17 protein-coding genes and 1 tRNA gene are annotated in these 17,532 nt (G+C 64.3%); 10 read left to right on the top strand and 8 right to left on the bottom strand.

Annotated elements, in window-relative coordinates; translation table 11 throughout:
- Positions 1-128: 128 nt before the first annotated feature.
- Positions 129-419 (bottom strand): hypothetical protein, encoded by a 291-nt coding sequence (locus DM995_RS16880; protein ID WP_023837953.1) that lies wholly within the window; start codon positions 417-419, stop codon positions 129-131.
- A 529-nt stretch (positions 420-948) separates the two neighbouring features.
- Between DM995_RS16880 and DM995_RS16875 the strand changes: the two genes are divergently transcribed.
- Positions 949-1,938: an aldo/keto reductase gene (locus DM995_RS16875; RefSeq protein WP_116970170.1), complete on the top strand. Its 990-nt coding sequence runs from the start codon at positions 949-951 to the stop codon at positions 1,936-1,938.
- 30 nt (positions 1,939-1,968) lie between these two features.
- Here the strand turns inward: DM995_RS16875 and DM995_RS16870 are convergent.
- Positions 1,969-2,045, bottom strand: a tRNA-Pro gene (locus DM995_RS16870).
- Positions 2,046-2,255: 210 nt separating this feature from the next.
- On the opposite strand from DM995_RS16870, the gene yajC reads away from it, so the two are divergent.
- The 4 genes from yajC to DM995_RS16850 all read left to right on the top strand — a co-directional run bounded on the left by yajC (position 2,256) and on the right by DM995_RS16850 (position 5,730).
- Positions 2,256-2,582: a preprotein translocase subunit YajC gene (gene yajC / locus DM995_RS16865; RefSeq protein WP_116970169.1), complete on the top strand. Its 327-nt coding sequence runs from the start codon at positions 2,256-2,258 to the stop codon at positions 2,580-2,582.
- Positions 2,583-2,715: 133 nt separating this feature from the next.
- A complete protein-coding gene (secD, locus tag DM995_RS16860; RefSeq protein WP_023837956.1) occupies positions 2,716-4,320 on the top strand; it encodes a protein translocase subunit SecD in 1,605 nt (534 codons plus the stop codon).
- A gap of 15 nt (positions 4,321-4,335) precedes the next feature.
- On the top strand, positions 4,336-5,310 hold the full coding sequence (secF, locus tag DM995_RS16855; RefSeq protein ID WP_116970168.1) for a protein translocase subunit SecF: 975 nt from the start codon (positions 4,336-4,338) through the stop codon (positions 5,308-5,310).
- A gap of 27 nt (positions 5,311-5,337) precedes the next feature.
- On the top strand, positions 5,338-5,730 hold the full coding sequence (locus DM995_RS16850; protein WP_116970167.1) for an Mth938-like domain-containing protein: 393 nt from the start codon (positions 5,338-5,340) through the stop codon (positions 5,728-5,730).
- Between the two features lie 89 nt (positions 5,731-5,819).
- Here DM995_RS16850 and DM995_RS16845 read toward each other — a convergent pair whose 3' ends face one another.
- Positions 5,820-6,770, bottom strand: coding sequence for a DUF3137 domain-containing protein (locus tag DM995_RS16845; RefSeq protein WP_116970166.1), 951 nt, complete (start codon positions 6,768-6,770; stop codon positions 5,820-5,822).
- A gap of 53 nt (positions 6,771-6,823) precedes the next feature.
- Between DM995_RS16845 and DM995_RS16840 the strand changes: the two genes are divergently transcribed.
- From DM995_RS16840 to DM995_RS16825, 4 genes are all read left to right on the top strand, one after another.
- Positions 6,824-7,381: a LemA family protein gene (locus DM995_RS16840; RefSeq protein ID WP_198669404.1), complete on the top strand. Its 558-nt coding sequence runs from the start codon at positions 6,824-6,826 to the stop codon at positions 7,379-7,381.
- Between the two features lie 250 nt (positions 7,382-7,631).
- The gene (locus tag DM995_RS16835) at positions 7,632-8,432 is read left to right on the top strand and encodes a hypothetical protein (RefSeq protein WP_198669403.1); all 801 of its coding nucleotides are present in this window, start codon (positions 7,632-7,634) and stop codon (positions 8,430-8,432) included.
- Positions 8,433-8,448: 16 nt separating this feature from the next.
- Positions 8,449-8,733, top strand: coding sequence for a hypothetical protein (locus DM995_RS16830; protein WP_116970163.1), 285 nt, complete (start codon positions 8,449-8,451; stop codon positions 8,731-8,733).
- Positions 8,734-8,767: 34 nt separating this feature from the next.
- Complete coding sequence (locus DM995_RS16825; protein ID WP_198669402.1) at positions 8,768-9,604, top strand: formate/nitrite transporter family protein; 837 nt, start codon at positions 8,768-8,770, stop codon at positions 9,602-9,604.
- Between the two features lie 12 nt (positions 9,605-9,616).
- On the opposite strand, the gene DM995_RS16820 is transcribed toward DM995_RS16825, so the two are convergent.
- The 3 genes from DM995_RS16820 to DM995_RS16810 form a co-directional block, all read right to left on the bottom strand.
- Entirely contained in the window at positions 9,617-10,387 is a 771-nt protein-coding gene (locus DM995_RS16820; protein ID WP_116970161.1) for a sulfite exporter TauE/SafE family protein, read from the bottom strand.
- 37 nt (positions 10,388-10,424) lie between these two features.
- Complete coding sequence (locus DM995_RS16815) at positions 10,425-12,914, bottom strand: TonB-dependent receptor (protein WP_198669401.1); 2,490 nt, start codon at positions 12,912-12,914, stop codon at positions 10,425-10,427.
- A gap of 142 nt (positions 12,915-13,056) precedes the next feature.
- Positions 13,057-13,218 (bottom strand): YezD family protein, encoded by a 162-nt coding sequence (locus DM995_RS16810; protein WP_116970526.1) that lies wholly within the window; start codon positions 13,216-13,218, stop codon positions 13,057-13,059.
- A gap of 255 nt (positions 13,219-13,473) precedes the next feature.
- Here DM995_RS16810 and DM995_RS16805 point away from each other — a divergent pair, with 255 nt between their 5' ends.
- Complete coding sequence (locus DM995_RS16805) at positions 13,474-14,490, top strand: sensor histidine kinase (RefSeq protein ID WP_232824458.1); 1,017 nt, start codon at positions 13,474-13,476, stop codon at positions 14,488-14,490.
- A 21-nt stretch (positions 14,491-14,511) separates the two neighbouring features.
- On the opposite strand, the gene DM995_RS16800 is transcribed toward DM995_RS16805, so the two are convergent.
- Together DM995_RS16800 and DM995_RS16795 are read right to left on the bottom strand one after the other, a co-directional pair.
- Positions 14,512-14,955: an RrF2 family transcriptional regulator gene (locus DM995_RS16800; RefSeq protein ID WP_023837968.1), complete on the bottom strand. Its 444-nt coding sequence runs from the start codon at positions 14,953-14,955 to the stop codon at positions 14,512-14,514.
- Positions 14,956-15,043: 88 nt separating this feature from the next.
- Positions 15,044-17,527 carry a penicillin-binding protein 1A gene (locus DM995_RS16795; RefSeq protein WP_232824512.1) on the bottom strand — a complete coding sequence of 828 codons (2,484 nt, stop codon included), beginning with the start codon at positions 17,525-17,527 and terminating at the stop codon, positions 15,044-15,046.
- Between the last annotated feature and the right edge of the window lie 5 nt (positions 17,528-17,532).

The following is a 17,532-nucleotide window of genomic DNA, read 5'->3' as shown; positions in this document are numbered from 1 at the left end:
AAGAAATGATGACAGTCGCATATTGCGGCGAAGGCGAAGGCGCAGGCGCGGGCAAATAAAAACGCCCGGCAGCAAGGCTGCCGGGCGTCCTTATGGCTTTGCCCTTTCGAGCGAAGTGAGCGTGAAGCTTACTTCTTTTCTTCAGCCGGAGCGGCCGGAGCAGCGGCGTCAGCAGCCGGAGCGGCTTCTGCACCAGCAGCGGCGCCAGCTTCGGCACCGGCTTCGGCGCCAGCTTCAGCACCGGCTTCCATGCCAGCTTCGGCGCCTTCAGCGGCCGGAGCTTCCATGGCTTCTTCAGCGGGAGCTTCGGTGGTGGCTTCTTCGGCGGGAGCTTCTTCAGCCTTTTCCGGCGAGCAAGCGGCGAGAGCCAGAACGCCAGCGACGGCGAAAACCGGGCTCAGCTTGAGAATGGACTTCATGGTACTTTTCCCCTTCGTTGCGGAAACAAGAGCCCGCGTTGTATCGACACCCTAGGGACTCTGGCAAGATGTATTTCTTGCACTGGCGCAGGAAGGACACGCCGCATTTGGCCCGACCCCTTTCCCCCGCACCCTTGGGAACCGTGCATATAGCCGGTTTGTGAGGGGCGGAAAAGAGGATAAAATATTGGCACTGTTGGTGTCTTTTTGTCGATCCAAAGCCCTGCTGACGAATGTCCAACAGGGCGTCGATACGGCTTCAGGCCGATTGCCGCCCGGCCCCGCGACCGAATTAAAACCGTTTCGTATCAATGGCTTGATTGAAGCCATCAAGCACCTGCTTATTCGGCCGGCCGTCGCTCGGGCCCTGCCCCGCCTGGCTATCTCGCCCCGCGCCGAGCCGCGACCGCCCGCTCGGGCCGAGGCATGGCAGGCCATGCCGAATCAGCGGCTTGACCCGGGCGTTCCATCTGTGCGAGCGCGGCGAAGAAGGCGGCACCAGCCGCGCCCAGAGCAGGAAATTGCAACCGTGACCGCACGCACCATCAACAACCGTCCCGTCCAGCCGATCGGCCTGGGCTGCATGTCGCTGAGCTGGGGTTATGGCACGCTGCCGCCGCGCGAGACGGCGGCCGCATTGCTCCACCGCGCGCTCGACCTGGGCTATGACCATCTCGACACCGCCAATATCTATGGCCTCGGGCATAACGAGACGCTGATCGGCGAGGCGCTGAAGGGGCGGCGGCAGCAATTCTTCCTGGCGACCAAGATGGGCATCGTGATCGAGGGCGAAAGGCGCGGAATCAACTGTCGCCCCGAAGCGATCCGCCGCTGCATCGATGAGTCGCTCACCCGGCTGCAGACCGACCATGTCGATCTCTATTACATGCACCGCCGCGACCGCGATGTGCCGATCGAGGAATCGGTGGGCGCGATGGCGGACCTGATCAAGGAAGGAAAGATCGGCAGCATCGGGCTGTCCGAAATGTCGGCAGAAACGCTGCGGCGCGCGGCGGCCGAGCACCCGATCGCGGCCATGCAGACCGAATATTCGCCCTGGACGCGCGAGCCTGAAATCGCGGTGCTCGAAGCATGCGCCGAACTCGGCACGACCTTTGTCGCCTTCTCGCCGGTCGCGCGCGGGGTACTCGCCAATGGCGTGCAGGATGCCGACGCGCTGACCGAAAAGGACCTGCGGCGCGGCATGCCCCGCTTCAATGCGGAGAACTGGCCTAAGAACCGCGCGCTCGCCGAAGCGTTCAACGCCATCGCGGCGGAGCTCGAGGTCACCCCTGCCCAGCTGTCGCTTGCCTGGGTGCTCTCGCGCGGCGAGCATGTCGTCGCCATCCCGGGCACCGCGTCGATCGCGCATATGGAAGAGAATTTCGCGCGGGCAGACTGGACCATCCCGGCAAACGCCGCTGCGCGCATCGACGAACTGATCAACGAACGCACCGTCAGCGGCCCGCGCTACGGCGAGGCGATGCAGCGCACGATCGATACGGAGCAATTCGGGTAAAATCTTCGCACGGCGATTGCGGCAATAAATTGGTCGGGACGAGAGGATTCGAACCTCCGACCCCCACACCCCCAGTGTGATGCGCTACCAGGCTGCGCTACGTCCCGACCTTGGGCTTCCGCCGCGCCTGCGGCAAAAGCGAAGCGCGCCTATATGGCGATGCGGCGCGCTTGGCAACCCCGTGATGCACAAGTTCGCATGCCTCATCGCCAATTGCCTTGCGTGGCCGATAATGATAGGCGCGCCCATCGCTGCGACCGGCTGATTGTCGGCCAATCGCTCCCTTTTTCCTTTCTACGCTTCGGATGACATTGCCCATGGACTCGACCCTTTTGCTTGCACTGGCCGCCGCCGCCCCTGGCGCTGCACCGGCCTGGACCCAGCTTCTGATGTTCGTGCCGCTGCTGGCGATCTTCTATTTCCTGATCATCCGCCCGCAGCAGCGCCAGATGAAGGCGCACAAGGCCAAGATCGAGGCGGTCAAGCGCGGCGACCAGGTGATTACCGGCGGCGGTCTGGTCGGCAAGGTGACCAAGGTGGACGAGGCCTATGTCGAGATCGATCTTGGCGGCGCGAAGGTGCGCGCGGTCAAGTCGACGCTGAGCGATGTGATCCAGCCCGGCGGCGCGCCCGCCAACGACTGAGCGACGAGCGGGAACGACCTGCCGCCTTGCCGCCTGTAGCGCGCGTGAATATATGGCGCGCACATCCGGCCCGCGCGGGCCAGACCCGGCAAGCCGCCGCGTCTGAGCCGGCACTGCCAAGGAAGCGAGAAGAATGCTAGATTTTCCGCGCTGGAAAACGATCTCCATCAGCCTGATCCTCGCCTTTGGCGTCCTGATGGCGATCCCCAGCCTGCTGCCTGCGGGCGCGGCCAAATATTATCCCTCCTTCCTGCCGCAGGAAACGATCAACCTGGGTCTCGACCTGTCGGGGGGAAGCCATATCCTGCTGGAGGGCGACCCCAGAGACGTTGCCGCGCAGCGTCTGCAGAACATGGAAGAAACGGTGCGCGCCGCGATGCGCAGCGCCAAGCCGCGCATCGGCATCGGCGATATCTCGCGCGAGGGTGGCAAGCTTTCCTTCCTGGTGCGCGACGTCTCGCAGGTCGATGCCGCGCGCGAACTGATCCTGCCGCTGACCAGCGGCGCGGGACTGACCGGACAGCGCGACTGGGATATCGAGGTGCGCGACACCAGCCGCATCGTGCTGACCCCGACCGAGGCGGGGCTGACCCAGGCGCTCGACCAGGCCATGGAAACCGCGACCGAGGTCGTGCGCAAGCGCATCGACGAAATGGGCACGCGCGAGCCGACGATCATCCGCCAGGGCGACAACCGCATCGTCGTGCAGGTGCCCGGCCTTGACGATCCCCAGGCGCTGAAGGACCTGCTCGGCCAGACCGCCGAGCTCGAGTTCAAGCTGGTCGATCAGACCGCCAGCCCCGAGGATATTGCGGCGGGCCGCGCGCCCGTGGGCAGCGAGATCGTACCCTATCCGACCAACCCCGCGGGCGGCACGCCGATCGCGGTGCGCCGGCTGGGCGGTATCCGCGGCGACAAGCTGACCAATGCGCAGGCGAGCTTCGACCCGCAGACCAACGAGCCCGTCGTATCGATCACCTTCGACCGCGACGGCGGCGCGCGCTTTGCCCGGCTGACACAGGAAAATGTCAACAAGCCGTTCGCGATCATCCTCGATGGCGAGGTGCTCTCCGCACCCAATATCAACGAGCCGATCCTGGGCGGTTCTGCCCAGATCTCGGGCAGCTTCACCACCGAAAGCGCCAACCAGCTCGCCATCGCGCTGCGCTCCGGCGCCCTTCCGGTGGAACTGAAGGTGGTCGAGGAACGCTCGGTCGGACCTGATCTCGGCGCGGAATCGATCCAGCTCGGCCTCATCGCGGGCGCCGTCGGCACGATCGCGGTTCTGGTGTTCATGGTGCTTACCTATGGCCGCTTCGGCGTTTATGCCGATATCGCGCTGGTGCTCAACATCCTCCTGATTCTCGGCGTGATGGCGCTGATGAACGCCACGCTGACGCTGCCGGGCATCGCCGGTTTCGTGCTCACCATCGGTGCGGCAGTGGACGCCAACGTGCTGATCAACGAGCGCATCCGCGAAGAGCGCAAGAACGGCAGGCGCATCATCCAGGCGATCGAGGTCGGCTATACCGAAGCCTCGCGCGCGATCTTCGACGCCAACATCACCAATGTCATCGCGGCGGTGCTGCTGTTCCTGTTCGGATCGGGCCCGGTGCGCGGCTTTGCCGTGGTGCTGATGATCGGCATCGTCACCTCGGTCTGGACCGCGGTGTACGTCACCCGCATGTTCGTCGCGCTGTGGCTCAAGCGCGATCGTCCGCGCGAACTGAACATTTAAGGAAGGCTTGATCCCATGAAGCTCCTCAAGCTCGTTCCAGACAACACCAATTTCCGCTTCCTGCGCTGGCGGCACATCGCCATGGGCATCAGCATCCTGTCGATCATCGCCTCGCTGGTGCTGGTCGGCGTGCGCGGCCTGAACCTTGGCGTCGATTTCGTCGGCGGCCAGATGATCCAGGTGACGTTCGACAAGGTCGCGGAAGCCCCGGTGGCCGAATTGCGCGAAGATATCGAGGCGCTGAACCTCGGCGAATCGACCATCCAGCGGTTCGGCCAGCCCAACCAGGTTTCGGTCCGCATGCGGCTTGCGGGCGACAATACCGACGAGGTCAACGCCGTCACCCAGCGCGTGACGAGCATGATCACCAAGGAATATGCAGCGCAGGGCGCACGCATCGACGGCGTCGATTCGGTGTCGGGCAAGGTGTCCGAAGAGCTGCTGACCACCGGCGTCTATTCGCTCGTCTTCGCGATGATCGCGATCGCGGTCTATATCTGGTTCCGATTCGAATGGCAGTTCGGCGTCGCGGCGCTGTTCGCGCTGTTTCACGACGTGGCGATCACCTTCGGCTTTTTCGCGCTCACCCAGCTCGAGTTCAACCTGAACATCATCGCCGCGCTGCTGACGATCATCGGCTATTCGCTCAACGACACCATCGTGGTGTTCGACCGCGTGCGCGAAAACCTGCGAAAGTACCGCAAGATGGACATGATCTCGCTGCTCGACCTGTCGACCAACGAGACGCTCGCGCGTACGGTGATGACCTCGCTCACCATGCTGATCGCGCTGCTGGCGCTGCTGCTGATCGGTCCGGGTGTAATCTTCGGCTTTACCGCCGCGATGACGCTGGGTCTGTTCGTCGGCTGCTATTCGTCGATCTACATGGCCAACCCGATCCTGGTCTGGCTCGGCGTGGGTCCGCACAGCTTCGTTCCGCAGCAGACCGAGGCGGACAAGGCCGAGGCCAAGCTCAAGGAAGGCCTGTGATCGCCCGGTTCGCTGGTCGCCTCACCCATGGCTGAATTCACGCAGGATCCGCGCGCATCCGGCCCGGTCATTACCGGCTTTACCGCGCGCGGGTTCAAGCTCGATGGCGACAATCTGGGCCAGCGCCGCGTCGATGGCAGCCTGGTGCTGACCCCGGTTTCGGCCATGCCCTGGGACGCACCGGCGGTCGAGGCGCTGGATATCGAGGCGATGGATCAGGTGCTGGCGCTCGACCCGGCGCCCGAGTTCATGCTGCTCGGCACCGGCGGCTCCATGACCCACCCTCCCCGCGCCTTCATCCGGGCGATGGAGGAGCGCGGCATCGGCGTTGAAGTGATGGACAGCCGCGCCGCCGCCCGCGCCTGGGGGATATTGCGCTCCGAGGAACGCTGGATCGCCGCCGCGATCATGGGGCTTTAGAGCCTTTGCCGTTCTCCGGCGAAAGCCGGAGCCCAGAGCGAGGTTGCGATGATCTGACTCCTGGGCTCCGGCTTTCGCCGGAGAACAGGTCAGGTTGAAGCCTCTGCCCTTCTGCGTTCGTTCAGGCTGGTCATCATCTCCGCCAGTGCGCGGAACTGCTCGATCGTCCGCCCCAGCAGATCGCGGTCGCGGTCGGGATTGAGCGAGGCGCTCTCGAACAGGTCCTCGCTGTCCACGACCACCACGACATCGCCCTTGTGGAACAGCGCCTTGAGGCTCTTGCCCTGGAACCGCTCCTCCAGTGCGACCAGCCGCTCGCAATAGGCCGGATGCACCAGATAGCGCGCCTCGACCGGATCGCTGCCATAGACGTCGAAGGACTTCTCGAAGCGCGGATCGACCATCTTCACCCGATCGAGCTTCATGCCGTTCTTGGTCTGGCTGTCGCCGAACAGCGTCAGCCGCAATCGCTGCCGCTCGACCAGCGTCACGCCATGGAAATCGCGCGCAAAGCGCAGGGTGAGGATCACGCCCTTGAAGACGGTGACGTCGCGCCGGTCCTTGCCCGATCCCCGCCGCTCGATCATCGTCGCCTCGTACAGGCGGAACCGCGTGCCGCCGAGCTCGCCCTGCCAGCAATCCTCGCAAATCTTGCGGGTATAGCCCGGCAGCAGGTCATAGGCATAGGCGAGGTTGAACTCGTCGCCGAACGTGGCTTCGGGGCTGTATTCGACCCCCAGGCTGCGCGCGAGCGCGCTGTTCATCTCGCGCTTGAGGCTGCTGACCATGTTCTGGCGGATGATGCCGCCCATGGTGAAGCCGATGGCAATGATGCCCAGTCCCGCATAGCCCAAGGCCTGCCACACGAAGCCCTCCCCGCCGAAACACAGCAGCAGTGGTCCGCCGAGCACCAGCCCGGCAATCCAGCGCTGCCACGCCTTGCGCTTGGCCTCCGCACGCGCCTCGGTCTGGCCTTGCAGCCACTGGCCCAGTTCGCCCGCCAGCAGCGTATCGACATCGGCTATTGTGATCACCGGCATTCCCCCGCCTGTAGCGCCATGGTAATGCTAGGCGGTCAATTGGGGGACTGTCTATGGAATGGATCATACTCGGCATTGTCGTCATCGTCCTGCTGGCGGTGATCGTGATCTATAACCGGCTGGTGGCGCTGCGCGCCAATTGCCGCCAGGGCTGGGCCGATATCGATGCCGGCCTTCGCCAGCGACACGACCTTATCCCCAATCTGGTGAGCACCGTGCAGGGCTATGCCGCGCACGAGAAGAGCGCGCTGGAGGCGGTGATCGCGGCGCGCGGCCGTGCGCTGGCCGCACATGGCCCGGCCGAGGCGCAGGGCGCGGAGATGGCGCTGGGCGGCGCGCTCAAGAACCTGTTCGCGCTGGCCGAGGCCTATCCCGACCTCAAGGCCAATACCAATTTCCAGACGCTGCAGCACGAGCTGGCCGATGTCGAGGACAAGCTTGCCGCCGCCCGCCGCGCGTACAACGCCGCCAGCGCCGACTATAATGCGGGGATCGAATCCTTCCCGGCCGTATTGTTCGCCGGAGCGCTGGGCTTCAAGCCGCAGGGCTTCTGGGAACTGGGTGCCGACGAGCGCGCGACCGTGGGGGCTGCGCCGAAGGTGTCGTTCTGAATTCAGTCTGGGCCGATCCGCGAGCGCAAATAACACACGAAGACGACGGGTGCTGATCGGCGCGGCTCTGGCAATATGAACAGAGTTTAATTTGCCTGTACCATAAGCGCATGAAATGAACGTCCCTCAACCGGGATGAGATGACGTGCGAACCTTGGCTCTTGTTTCAGCACTTCTGGCGACGATGGTTCCGCTCAGCAGATGCGCCACCCTGCGGTCGGCTCAGCGCCCTGTGCTGTCGGCCGAGGACATGAAGGCCGCGCTCGCCGATTACAAATGGCCGGACATTCAGCGCAAGTTCTACAGCAGCAACGACGACGACCGGCACGGCCTGACCCGGCGGCAGTATCGCGATGAGGTGATCTGGCTGTACATGCGGGCGATCGACTCGAACTATGCCCAGTTTCGCAGCAGCGTCGAATCCGAAAGCCGTGGCAGCGATTTCGCATTCGATCTGGTGATGGCCGCCCTTGCCGGCATCACCTCCGTTGCCGAAGCCGACGAGGTCGGGCCTTTCGCTGCAGCCATAGCGACCATGACCGGGGCGAAGGGCAGCTTCGACAAGAACCTGTTCTTCGACAAGACCTTGTCGGCTGTTCTCACCGCGATGGACGAAGAGCGCGCCAAGCGCAGGCTGGTGATCGACCAGGGCATGCAGAACGATGAGAAAAACTATTCGATTGTCCGCGCCATGGCCGATCTCACCGCCTACCAGGAAGCCGGCAACCTGTCCGACGCGATATCGAACCTGACCACCGAGGCGGTCATCAACAAGCGGGACGCGGTCGCCAGACTCGAGAACGCAGCCGCGACCTGCGATTCGGTGGAAGACATGCAGCAGGTAACCGCGGACCTGCGCCAGCTGCTCGATGCCACCGATGGCGCAGACAATACGAAGCGCGATATCTTTGCCGCAGCTTTCGGCCTCCCCGCTGGCCTCGACAAGACCCAGCTCGTCCAGCTCGTCGGGCGCGAGCTCAACAAGGATTACTGCAAAGCCAGCCTGCGAGCGACCAAGGCTGCAGAGATCCGTGCCGCCCTCACACCCTGAAACCGGAGTAGCTGCCATGCCCGATGAACTCAAATACCATAGCCGTCATTCGCTGGGTGAGCTCGAAATAGGGCTGCGCAACGATGAACAATGGTGGGGCGCCTTGACGGCGGTCGAGGTGCTGGAAAACTACACCCTGGCAACGATGGGTGGCCCGAGGCCGGCGCTCAATTCGCTGCTGCTGCTGCCGATGATCGCGGATCAGGCGCCTCCCGCGCCCTCCGGGGCCGAGCTGATCTGCAAGGGCAAAGCCTATGTTTCCGGATCGGCGATCGGTGTTGCCGCCTTCCGGCTGGGCTAGGCCTGCCCGTCGCAACGAACCCCTGCCCCGCGCGTTGCCTGCCGATACGCAGTCGCAACGGGGGGCATATGCCACGCAGCAAACGGCGCAGGGCAGTCGAGCGCTCGAGGATCTAGCCGACGTCACCACCGCGCTGATCTATCGCGCGATCAGCAGGTCGGGTCGTCACGAACTCGCCCGCCCCTTCTCGGCCCTGTGGTGGTCGGGCGTGGGTCTGGCGATCAGCCTGTCGATCCTGTGCAAGGGCATTCTCACGGCGCTGCTCCCCGATACCGCATGGGCGCCCGCGGTCACCAACCTGGGTTATTCGGTCGGCTTTCTGGTGGTGATCATGGGCCGGATGCAGCTGTTCACCGAGAACACGGTGACGCCCATCCTGCCGCTGCTCGCCTATCCCTCGATCTCGCGGCTTGGCCGGACCGCGCGGCTATGGGCCATCGTCTTTGCTGCGAACATGACCGGATGCCTGATCGCGGCGATCCTGATGGTGCATGCGGGCATCATCCCTCCGTTGCAGATGTCGGGCGTCGTCAGCGTCTCGCGCCATTATGCCGAGGTCGCGCCGCTCGACCATCTGCTCTGGGGCATGCCCGCCGGGTTCATGATCGCCGCGCTGGTATGGATGCTGCCGCGTATCGAAAGCGCGGGCGAGGTGCTGATGATCATGCTGGTCACATACATGATAGGCCTGGGCGGCTTCTCGCACGTCGTGGCGGGATCGACCGAGCTGTTCATCGTGATGCTGTTGGGCGAGGTCGACCCGTTTCGCGCGGTGTTCGGCGGCATCCTCCCTGCCCTTGTCGGAAATGTCATCGGCGGAACCGTGATCTTCGCGGCGCTGGCCTATGCGCAGGTCCGCGAGGAGATATGACCGCGTCTCGCGTCAGCTGAGCGCCTTGTAGATGCTGTAGACGCTGGTGATCGTCAGCACGGTGCCGACCATGAACAGCAGCGTGCGCGGGCGCACATTCTTGGCCAGGATCGCGCCGAACGGCGCGGCGATCACGCCGCCGATCAGCAGGCCGATGGTCGCGGTGGTGAACGCCTCGAACCCGAGCGTCAGGATGAAGGTGACCGAGATCGAGACGGTGAGGAAGAACTCCGACGTGCTCACCGTGCCGATCGTCTTGCGCGGTTCGCCGCCCTGGATCAGCAGGTTGGAGGTTACCACCGGCCCCCATCCGCCACCACCGGCAGCGTCGAGAAATCCGCCCGCTGCCCCCAGCGGCGCGACGATCCGGGGGTCCTCGAACTTCGGCGTGGGGAAGCGCCACGCGCGATAGAGCAGCACCAGGCCGATGCCGGTCAGATAGGCCATGACCAGCGGGCGGGCGATGCTGGCATCGACATTGGCCAGCACATAGGCGCCCAGGATGCCACCCCCGACGCCGGGCAGCACCAGCTTGGCGAACAGCCCCCAGTCGATATTGCGGTGCCAGGCATGGCTGAGCCCCGATGCCCCGGTCGTGAACACTTCGGCAAAATGTACCCCGGCCGAGGCTTGCGCCGGGGGCACGCCCAGCACGGAGACCAGCAGCGTGCTGGAAATCACGCCAAAGGCCATGCCCAGCGCCCCGTCGACCATCTGCGCGGCGATGCCCACCAGAATATAGGGCCAGATTTCGGCTGGATTCAGTATTCCAAGGTCCGGCACGTGCGGTCCCTTCTGCTGGAGGAAGCTTCAATCACCCTCAGAACCGCGCCGAGACCGTAAGGCCGGCGGTGCGGGGATCGGGCATTTGAGCGGAGATGAGGCCGGTGTTACCGGGGGTGACGGCGAGCGATTCAAGATAGTCCTCGTCGAAGGCGTTGCGAATCCAGACGAAGAAATCATAGCGGTCGGTGCGAAAACCGGCGCGGAAATTGTGCAGCGAATAGCCATCGATATCGGTGTAGATTGATCGCGAGGCGTTGGACGAGAATTTCGAGCGATAGTTCGCATCGTAACCCGCATAGGTATTGCCCTCGAGCCCGAAGACCGTTGCCGGAACGTTATATTCCGCGCCCCAGGAAAAGGCCCATCTGGACACGCCCGGCAACCACTGGCCGGAGACGTCGCAGTTCGCGGGGCTGAGCGCACCCGGCGTGGCAGCGGGTCCGGGCACCTGCGTCCCCGTCACCGTGGTGCCGCCTGCCCGTTCGGGCGGACACGGCGCATCGACGAAGCGCACGAACCTGGCATCGGTATAGGCTCCGCTGACATAGGCGGTGACACGATCGGACGGCTGGACGCGGAAATCCGCCTCTACGCCGCGGCTGCGCACCTTGTCGGCATTGGCGAGATAGCCGCGCAGCACGTTGCTGCCGCTGATATTGCTGATGACGCTGGCCTGGAAATCCTGGATGTCGGTCCAGAAGGCAGCAAGGTTGAGCGTCGCCTTGCGGTCCCAGAACTTGGTCTTCAGCCCGATCTCAAAATGGTCGACCTTCTCGGGCTCGATCACCGCCACTTCGAGCGCGGGCGAACCGTCGGTGCGGCTGGGCACGCCGTTGAGGTTGACCCCGCCGGTCTTGAACGAGCGCGCATAGGTCGCATAGGCGTTCACGGTATCGCTGATCTCGTATCCCAGGTTGAGATCGTACGAGAGATTCCAGTCGCTGAAATCGACCTCGAAGAATTGCGAGGCCTGCACCCCGCGCTGCGCGGCGATCCAGGGATCGTTGAAGAACGGGCTAGTCGGCACGTTGCTGACGATCTGGCGCGTTCCGTTCGAGGCATTGCCGGTGACGACCGAGTCATACTGGCCGTTCTTCTTGTCGTAATTGATGCGGATGCCCGGCGAGACGGTGAGGGCATCGGTGACCTTCCAGTTGAGCTTCGCGAAACCGGCCAGGCTGACATTGTCGAGCCGGATGTCGTTGTTCGCCACCACACCGTTCAGCACCGCCGGATTGTTCGACAGCGCGCTGGTCGGGTTGAGCAGCCAGGCGCTCGCCGCCGGGCCCTGTTCCTGGATGCCCTGGGTGCGGATTTCCTGATAGAAGGCGAACGCGCCGGCCACGAAGTTCAGCCGCTCCGCCTCATAGTTCAGGCGGAATTCCTGCGTGTACTGCTTCTGCTGGGTGGGGTTGTTGACCTTGAGGAAGATCGGCAGGCCGGTAAAGTCTCGGTCGTTGGCCGGGGTCCAGTCCCAGTAGCGATAGGCACTGACCGAGGTCAGCGAGACCTTGCCCAGCTCCCACTCGACCAGCGCCGACACGCCGCCATGTTCGTTGCGCGCGCGGATATTCGCGTCGAGATCGGTCAAGCGGTCAAACGGATCGGTGCTGGGGACGCGATAGCCGGGGAAGCGCGCGATCAGCGCGGCATATTGCCGGTTGGCCGCGCGCTGGGTGGTGCCGACGCGCGCATAGATCTGGACGCAGCAGATCGGGTCCTGAATATTGTAGTCGCCCGACAATGTCACCTTGAAGCGGTCGCTGGGCTGCCACAGCAGCGCGCCGCGAATGCCGAGATTGTCGAGGCTGTTGACGTTCTGCCCGGTCTTCACGTTCAGGATCGTGCCGCGCCGATCGGTCGACGACAGGCTGATCCGCGCCGCGATGGTGTTCGAGATCGGACCGGAAATCGTCGCCTTGGCCTGTTTGAAATCGTAATTGCCGACGCTGAGTTCGCCGCGGCCCTCGAACGTGAAGCTGGGCGCGCGCGTGCGGATGTTGATCGCACCTGCGGTGGTGTTCTTGCCATAGAGCGTGCCCTGCGGCCCGCGCAGCACCTCCACCTGCTCGACATCGACAAAGTCCAGCGTCGCCGAAGCGATGCGGTTGTAATAGACCTGGTCGATATAGATGCCGACGCCCTGTTCGAACCCGTCATTGGTGAGCCCGAACGGCGCACCGATGCCGCGGATGTTGATGAACGTGTTGCGCGGATTAGTCGAATAGAATTGCAGCGCCGGCTGGATCTGCGTGAGCCGGTTGATGTTGAACAGGCCCTGCGAATCGACCTGCGCCGCATCGATGACGGATAGCGCGATCGGCACGTCCTGGATGTCTTCGTCGCGGCGGCGGGCGGTCACGATGATCACGGTGTCGCCTTGATCATCGGCAGCCTCAGCCTGCGCGGCGGCATCGGTTTGCGCCGCGTCGACATCGGTTGCGGCCGCCTGCGCCTGGAAGGGTGTTGCGAGCGCAATAGCCAGCGCCGCGAGCGACGCGTACGCGGGAAAGGACATGGACATTGGGAAAGACCCCCTGGTTGGGAGGTGCTTCCGGATGTCCGGTCGGCACGCTGTTTGGGTTGCAGCATCGGAAAAGGGCTCGAAAAATGCCGGTCCGGTCGTACCGGTCCCGGCAGTCGGAGGGATAGGTGGCTATGCTCGCTCAGCTGAAGCGCTGGCGTTCGGTCACGTCCATCTGCACCAGCTTGCCGTCGTGCACGGTCAGCACGATGGCACCATAGCGCAGCCGGGATATGGCATCGGAGATGGTCGAGAGGGGAAGCGACGCGCGGAGCGCGGCGTTCTCGGGCTTGGCAGGAGGCATCGGCATACTCCTCGAGGAAATCTGGTGCGGACCGGCTGCATGCAGCATGGCCCGCGAAAGAAAGGCTATTCTCTACCGTATTGGTTGGCAAGATAGTTTTTCTTGTACCCCAACGGTCGGAGACCAACCGCCCCTGGCTCGCGCCAGCCTGCCCGAAAGCGCCAGATCTGGGAGTTTTCAGCCGATACGCGGCCTTGCAGCGCCGAACCGGGCTATTTACAAGGGCATTGCGGACGATTGCAGCCGCCAGCCTGTATGACGAGAGTGACGATGGACCGGTTCGTAAGGGCAGGCATGATGTTTCGCCGCGACTGGCGACTGGGCTATGGACTGGCGCTGGCGAGCTTTGCCCTGGCGCTGTTCAGCCGCTTCCACCTGCAGGGCACGTTGCCCCCGGGCTTTCCCTATCTCACCTTTTTCCCCGCGGTGATCGTCACCACCTTCCTCGCCGGATTGTGGCCCGGAATCCTGTGCGCGGCGCTGTGCGGGGTGGCCGCGCTCTATTTCTTCATCCCCCCGGTCAACAGCTTCGCGATGGACGGCGCGAGCACGATCGCGATCGGCTTCTACATCTTCATCGTGACGGTCGACATTGCGCTGATCCATTTCATGCACCGCGCCGCCGACCGGCTGGAAGCGAAGAAGCGCGTGACCGAGGAACTCTACGACCAGCAGCGCACGATGTTTCAGGAATTGCAGCACCGCGTCGCCAACAACATGACCTTCGTCTCGGCGTTGCTGCAGCTGCAGAAGCGCAAGGTGGCGACCGACCCCGGATCGGCCAGCTTTGCGCTCGACGAGGCGCAGAGCCGCATCGAGACGATGTCGCGCATCCACCGGCGGCTTTACGATCCCGCCTCGGTCGACCTGCCGGTCGCCGAATATTTCCAGGAAATCTGCGCCGATCTGTTGCAGGCGACCGGCGCGCGCAACATCGTGTGCCTGGTCGACATGCCGGCGGTGAAGCTCGATATCGCGCGGCTGACCACATTGTCGCTGCTGGTCACCGAGCTGGTCACCAACAGCCTGAAGCACGCCTTTGCTGACGATGGCGGTACGATCACGCTCAAGCTCGAGCGGCTCGATCCGCAGCGGCTCACGCTGACGGTGAGCGACAACGGCCGCGGCGTGCCCGCTGAGGTCGACATGGCTGCGAGCAAGGGGCTAGGCACCCGGATCGTGCAGTCGCTCGCCGCGCAGCTGGGTGGCGAGGTCAGGGCGCTGACGAATCTGGGTAGGGGCGCTGCGTGGCAGGTGGTGTTCGCCGCATGACCGCTGCGGGCGGCGGATCGCTCAGTCCGCCATCGCCTCGTCGAACGCCCCCACCGGCGCGATCGGATCGGCGAGCGTCATCTGATCGAGAATCACCGCAGTCTCGTCGCGCACCTTGAGCATCAGCGCGCGCAAGCGGCACTCGTCCTCGGCCAGGCAGTTCTTGCACTTTTCATATGCATAGCGGCTGGCACAGGGCACCAGCGCGAGCGATCCGCTGGTGATGCGCACGATGTCGCCATAGCGGATATCGACCGGGGCGAGGCCGAGCTCATAGCCGCCATCCTTGCCGCGCTGCGAATGCACCAGCCCTGCCCTTGCCATTTCGGACAGGATGACGGTGAGAAACTTGGGCGGGATGTTCTGCGCCGTGGCGATCTCGTCCAGATGCACCAGGCCCTGGCCATAGCGATCGGCCAGGTGCTGCAGGGCGCGGATGGTGTAGCGGACTTTCTGGCTGAGCATGGTCCCACGCCCGATACGCCTGCCTGTCCGATTTTTCAACCCGAACGGTAGAGTGAATGCCTCCACCGCACCACGATCATGCGCCGCCCTAGTAGATGCCGCCCTGCTGCTGCAGGAATTCGCTGTCGCTGCGCGCTCGTGTCGCGGGGCCGGTGCGCTTCTGCACCGCCTTGACCGCCGCCGCCATCTCCTCGGGGCGAATCGACCGGCGCGGTTCGGTCTCGGGCTTGAACGCCTCCCAGATCACCGCCGCCTTGGCTTCGTCGCCCGGCCAGGCGCCGTAGACGCGGCGGCCCGAACGGCGATCGATGCGCACCATGCGCGTGCCCGGCGGCGCGAGGAACTCGCTGACCGGCAGGCTGGGGAAGATTTCCTTTGCGAATTGCTTGAACACCGGCGCGGCGAGCCGGCCGCCCTGCGCATAGCCGCCCATGCTGCGCGGCTGATCGAAGCCGAGATAGACGCCCGCCACGACATCGGGCGTGCCGCCGACGAACCAGACATTGGTGGGGCCGCTGGAAGTACCGGTCTTGCCGAACATCGGGCGCTTGAGGTCGGCCAATGTCACCGCGGTGCCACGGGTGATCACGCCTTCGAGCATGTGCACGACCTGATAGCTGGTGATCGGATCGAGGATCTGACGACCGCGCTGCGCGAAGCGCGGCATCGGCTTGCCATCCCATTTGGGCATGTTGCAGCGCTCGCAGGTGCGCGGATCGGAGCGGAAGATCACCTTGCCGCGCCGGTCCTGCACATAATCGATCAGCGTCGGCTTCAGTTCGCGGCCATGGTTGACCAGCATCGAATAGGCGTTGGTGATCTTCATGACCGTGGTGTCGCCCGCGCCCAGCGCGATCGAGAGATACGGCTTGTAGTCGCCGATCCCGACCGCCTTGATCGTCTTGACGACATTGGTCATGCCCGCATCGTTGGCGGCGCGCACGGTCATCAGGTTGCGCGACTGCTCGAGGCCCCAGCGCATCGTCTGCGGCCCCGCACCCGCCGAACCGCCGAAATTGCGGAAGCACTTGTTGCCCAGGCTTGCCGACTGATAGACGCAGAAGGTGCCGTCGACGATCTGCGTCGCGGGAGTCATGCCGTTGTCGAGCGCGGTCGCATAGACGAACGGCTTGATCGTCGATCCCGGCTGACGATCCGCCTGGGTGGCGCGGTTGAACGGGCTGATCTGCGAATCGAACCCGCCCTGCATCGCATAGACCCGGCCCGAGCGCGGATTCTGCACCACCATGCCGCCCGAAATCTCGGGCACGTTGCGCATCGCGTAGGTGTCGCCGGACATCGGCGCGACTGCGATGATGTCGCCCGGACGCATCGAATCGAAGGCCGTGCCGCCAACACGCTTGCGCGGCATCGTCGCGGTCGAACGCGGCAGCACGCCCTTGTCGCCATTGGCAAAGCCGATTTCCGCGGCGCTCGCCGACTTGTCGATCACCACCGCGACGCGCCAGTTCTCGTAATCGATATCGATATAGGTCGATGCGAGCCGCGAGGCCCATTGATCGTCCATCTCGATCTTGTTGAGCGGGCCGCTCCAGCCGCTGCCGCGATCGTAGCGCAGCAGCGCGTCGCGCAGTGCCTCGGTGGTCGCGCGCTGCATCGCGGGGTCGAGCGAGGTGCGCACCCAGAGGCCGCCGGCATAGACGCTGTTCGGACCGTCCTCGCGCTTCTCGCCGAACTTCTCGACGAGCTGGCGGCGCACTTCCTCGACAAAATAACCGCCAACCTTCTCGAAATTGTCGCCGGTGCGCGGGATGGTGCCGAGCGGCTCGGCCTGCGCGGCGAGCATTTGTTCGCGCGTGATCCAGCCGTTCGACTGCATCGCGCCCAGCGCCCAGTTGCGACGATCGAGCGCGCGTTGCATGTGCACTTCGGGCCTGTAATTGGACGGGGCCTTGGGCAGGATCGCCAGATACGCCGCCTCGTGCAACTTGAGATCGGCGACATCCTTGCCGAAATAGGCGCGCGCCGCCGCCTGCACGCCATAGGCGTTGCGGCCGAGATAGATCTCGTTGAGATACAGCTCGAGGATTTCCTGCTTGGTCAGCACGTCCTCGATGCGATAGGCGAGGATGGCCTCGCGGATCTTGCGGGTGATCGAATATTCGTCGCCGAGCAGCAGGTTCTTGGCGACCTGCTGGGTGATGGTGGAGCCGCCGCGCGCGCGCTGGCCCGAGCCCAGCTTGGTGACGTAATCGAACACCGCCGACGCCAGGCCCGGATAATCGAGGCCATTGTGCGAGAAGAAATTCTTGTCTTCGGCCGAGAGGAACGCGCGGATCAGCGGCAGCGGATAATCCTTGTACTGCAACTGCACGCGGCGCTCGCGCGCATAGCTGTTGACGATCTCGCCATCGACGCCGCGCACCATGGTGGGAAGGTCGGGTTCGTAATCGACCAGCGTCTCGGCCGAAGGCAGATCGCGCGCGAAGATCACCCAGATCAGGAACACGCCCAGCAGCGCCAGTCCCAGCAGATACGCTGCCCAGCGCACCCAGCGCTTCTGCCACGCGTCGCGCAGGGCCGCCATCGCCCCGTCACCGCCGCGTTTCATGCTAT

Origin of the sequence: Blastomonas sp. UPD001 (assembly GCF_003426715.1) — a bacterium.
Taxonomy (GTDB): Bacteria; Pseudomonadota; Alphaproteobacteria; order Sphingomonadales; family Sphingomonadaceae; genus Blastomonas.
This window is presented reverse-complemented; position numbering and strand designations above follow the sequence as displayed.

Coding starts and splice junctions, on each gene's coding strand:
- secF (WP_116970168.1), top strand. CDS start 4,336: ATGAAGCTCCTCAAGCTCGTTCCAGACAACACCAATTTCCGCTTCCTG.
- DM995_RS16880 (WP_023837953.1), bottom strand. CDS start 419: ATGAAGTCCATTCTCAAGCTGAGCCCGGTTTTCGCCGTCGCTGGCGTT.
- DM995_RS16815 (WP_198669401.1), bottom strand. CDS start 12,914: ATGTCCATGTCCTTTCCCGCGTACGCGTCGCTCGCGGCGCTGGCTATT.
- DM995_RS16830 (WP_116970163.1), top strand. CDS start 8,449: ATGCCCGATGAACTCAAATACCATAGCCGTCATTCGCTGGGTGAGCTC.
- DM995_RS16840 (WP_198669404.1), top strand. CDS start 6,824: ATGGAATGGATCATACTCGGCATTGTCGTCATCGTCCTGCTGGCGGTG.
- yajC (WP_116970169.1), top strand. CDS start 2,256: ATGGACTCGACCCTTTTGCTTGCACTGGCCGCCGCCGCCCCTGGCGCT.
- DM995_RS16800 (WP_023837968.1), bottom strand. CDS start 14,955: ATGCTCAGCCAGAAAGTCCGCTACACCATCCGCGCCCTGCAGCACCTG.
- DM995_RS16850 (WP_116970167.1), top strand. CDS start 5,338: ATGGCTGAATTCACGCAGGATCCGCGCGCATCCGGCCCGGTCATTACC.
- secD (WP_023837956.1), top strand. CDS start 2,716: ATGCTAGATTTTCCGCGCTGGAAAACGATCTCCATCAGCCTGATCCTC.
- DM995_RS16835 (WP_198669403.1), top strand. CDS start 7,632: ATGAAGGCCGCGCTCGCCGATTACAAATGGCCGGACATTCAGCGCAAG.
- DM995_RS16845 (WP_116970166.1), bottom strand. CDS start 6,770: ATGCCGGTGATCACAATAGCCGATGTCGATACGCTGCTGGCGGGCGAA.
- DM995_RS16805 (WP_232824458.1), top strand. CDS start 13,474: ATGACGAGAGTGACGATGGACCGGTTCGTAAGGGCAGGCATGATGTTT.
- DM995_RS16810 (WP_116970526.1), bottom strand. CDS start 13,218: ATGCCTCCTGCCAAGCCCGAGAACGCCGCGCTCCGCGCGTCGCTTCCC.
- DM995_RS16795 (WP_232824512.1), bottom strand. CDS start 17,527: ATGAAACGCGGCGGTGACGGGGCGATGGCGGCCCTGCGCGACGCGTGG.